Source organism: Aquimarina sp. I32.4 (assembly GCF_002924285.1).
In the GTDB taxonomy this organism is placed as follows: Bacteria; Bacteroidota; Bacteroidia; order Flavobacteriales; family Flavobacteriaceae; genus Aquimarina.
Genome location: NZ_PGUB01000202.1, coordinates 1 through 3,129, shown reverse-complemented (window position 1 = coordinate 3,129; position 3,129 = coordinate 1). Strand labels below are relative to the sequence as shown.

At 29.1% G+C, this 3,129-nt stretch carries 2 protein-coding genes; both read left to right on the top strand.

Going from position 1 to position 3,129, the window contains the following annotated elements:
* The first annotated feature begins 328 nt into the window (after positions 1 to 328).
* Positions 329 to 1,072 carry a LytTR family DNA-binding domain-containing protein gene (locus tag CVD18_RS21860; protein WP_103867577.1) on the top strand — a complete coding sequence of 248 codons (744 nt, stop codon included), beginning with the start codon at positions 329 to 331 and terminating at the stop codon, positions 1,070 to 1,072.
* Positions 1,073 to 1,445: 373 nt separating this feature from the next.
* Positions 1,446 to 2,906 (top strand): glycosyltransferase family 2 protein, encoded by a 1,461-nt coding sequence (locus CVD18_RS21855; RefSeq protein WP_103867576.1) that lies wholly within the window; start codon positions 1,446 to 1,448, stop codon positions 2,904 to 2,906.
* The last annotated feature ends 223 nt before the right edge of the window (positions 2,907 to 3,129 follow it).

Genomic DNA, 3,129 nt, shown 5'->3' with positions numbered 1-3,129 from the left:
GGATAATGCTTAAAAAACTCAATTAATTTCATACTTTAAAGATACCAAGTAATAGGGAAACATAAGGATAAGCATATAATCGAATATCTTCGATCAAAAAGTTCGAACTTTATCCCTCGGACTCCACAGAGGCATTTTCATTTTAAAACCACCTAAAACCTTACGCTATTTCTGCCTCTTTTAAGATTACATTTTTTCATCTCACATAGCAGATAATAAAAATTCCTTAGTTTTAGACAAATTAAATAGAATTCTTTGATAAGATTGTATTGATCAAAAACTCTTTTATTTTATTCTATTCTTAATATACAACAAGCAAAAAAATAAAATGATAAAATTAAATCCATCAATCAAGCATCATCTATTAATAGGTGTATTTATATGCATCTGGGGGTTTATTTTTGCTTTTTTCATAAGACCTTTTGATGATGGCACTCTAAATTTTAAAGCATGGATCTTAATAAGCATCGGCTTTAATGTCATTGCATTTATAGCGTATGCGTTAACAAGCCTAGTTCAAAAATTTGCCTATCAAAAAATTGAAAAATGGAATATTACTCTTGAAGTAACTAGTATTGTTTTTTATCAAATATTATATACTATTGGAACTTTCATCTATTACAAAAGCCCTTTCATTTTATCTGGTGGATATACTTTTTGGGAGTTTTTTACTAATATAATTTTTAAGACAGCTTTAATTGTAATTCCAATTGTTATTCTAGCAAGACGTTATTCAATTAAATTAATTCCTATACAAGAAGATATTTTAAGCATTAAAGGAGATAATAAACTTGATATTTTAAAAATTAAAAAATCTGAATTAATCAGTATCAGTAATGCTCAAAATTATGTGGAGATTTTTTTTGTTAATAATAGTGAACTTAACTCAAAATTAATCCGCTCTTCTTTAACAAAAATGCAAGAAGATTTAGATTTTCTAGTTCAAATACATCGCTCACATTTAATAAATCCATCACATTTTAAATCTTGGAAAAACAAAAACACCATATCTCTTACCCTAATGGAACTCCCCGTTTCCAAAAAATATAAAGAAGCCATACAAGCTATTTAATTTTTACTCCCTCCCCCCTATATATCCAAAAAATTCAACTCTTCCTTAGTATTAATAAGGAAATTGGTATTCTCTTTTTTTAAGGATGTTCATATAAATTATCCTGAATAGAAAAATAAAAAAAGACATCTTACGTTTTTACTTAATAGATGCTATTTTTACATCCAAAATAACGTAGCTGTCTATGATTTTACCACCAAATAAAATCTCATCTACCTTCCTTAAAACACACATTATAGTGGGGAAATTACCCACATGTGTGTGATTTTTCCACACATCAAAGTTTATTAGTCATTCATAAAGCTCTATAAAACAATTACATTGAAAATGGCATCAATATTGCCTCCTTTTCAAAAAAATCAGGGAAACACTTATGAAAGGATTATCATTTTCCAAATCTTTGGAAACTTCTGCAGCTACCAACAAACATTCTAAACTTATTAAGAAAAACATTGTAAATTCATCCTCATCTTTCATTTTAATAGGAACATTTCTATTGATGTTTGGTGGTGTATCTTTGTTCTTTTTCTTACAACCCTATTTTGAGAAAATTTATTTAGAACGTATAAATAGTCCTTGGGGAATTCCCTTAATGGTAACAGGTTTTTGTCTACTCACAGTCAAAATTAGTTTTTTAATTTATATATTATTTTTATACCTACGTTATAAAGTCATTAAATCGGTACCTAATGATCAGTTACCTTCGTGTACAGTTATTGTTCCAGCATACAATGAAGGTGAATTAGTTTATAAAACATTAATTAGCCTAGCAGAAAGCGATTATCCTCAAGAAAAAATACAATTAATTTCTATTGATGATGGAAGCCAAGATGATACATGGCAATGGATGAAAAAAGCTAAAGAAGAATTAGGTGATCGCGTTTCAATTTATCAACAACCAGAAAATAAAGGAAAAAGACATGCCCTGTATCGTGCATTTAATTTAGCTACAGGAGAGATTTTTATAACTGTGGATAGTGACTCTATAGTTAAAAAAGACACAGTACGTAATATGGTTAGCCCTTTTGTAGTCGACAAAAAATGTGGTGCTGTAGCAGGTAATGTGCGTGTATTGAATAGTAAAAAAGCTTTAATCCCACGTATGTTGAATGTAAGCTTTGCTTTTAGTTTTGAGTTTATTCGTTCTGCTCAAAGTAGTTTAGGTTCTGTATTATGTACACCAGGAGCGCTATCAGCCTATCGAAGAGAAGCTGTTTTTAATTGCCGTCAAGAGTGGATTACTCAAACTTTTATGGGACAAGTCTCAAAAATTGGAGAGGATCGAGCTATGACAAATATGATTCTAAAACAAGGTTACAAAGTATTCTTTCAACGCAATGCCTATGTATATACCAATATCCCTGAGCGCTACAAAAATTTATATAAAATGTTTATTCGTTGGGAAAGAAGTAATGTTCGCGAGAATATAGCTATGTCTAAATTTGCCTTTGGGAATTTTAGAAAAGAAGCAAAAAGTGGTACTAGAATATTATTATTAAACCAATGGTTAAAAATGACAATGGCTTACCCAGGAATAGTATTAATGTTATTTTTTATCTGCACCTATCCAATATTATTTCTAAGTTCTACATTGGCTAGTATATTTGTTTTTTCAAGTATACAGGCTTTATTTTACGCAAAAAAACATAGTGTTGCAGAATCTCTTTGGGCGTATCCTTATAGCATATTTTATGCCTTTACCTTATTTTGGATTACTCCTTACGCTATGGCTACAGCTGGTAGAAGCGGTTGGTTGACAAGAGATTTACCAAAAAAGCAACTAAAGAAAAAAATAAAGAAACAACAAATCATTACTGCTGCTGTATCATCTTGACACAAAACATCTATGATCCTTAAATGCTATCAAATTCTAAAAATAGCATATTTATAAAATGAAATTATATATCAATTGTCTACTAATATACAATTGATATATAATTAATATTTCTATTGAATTTAAATTTATTGACATATTGAACTATATAATACTCCCCATTTTTAAGACAGCTACTTAAATTGTAAATTTAACGCTGTACATATGAAAAAATCGAGAAGAA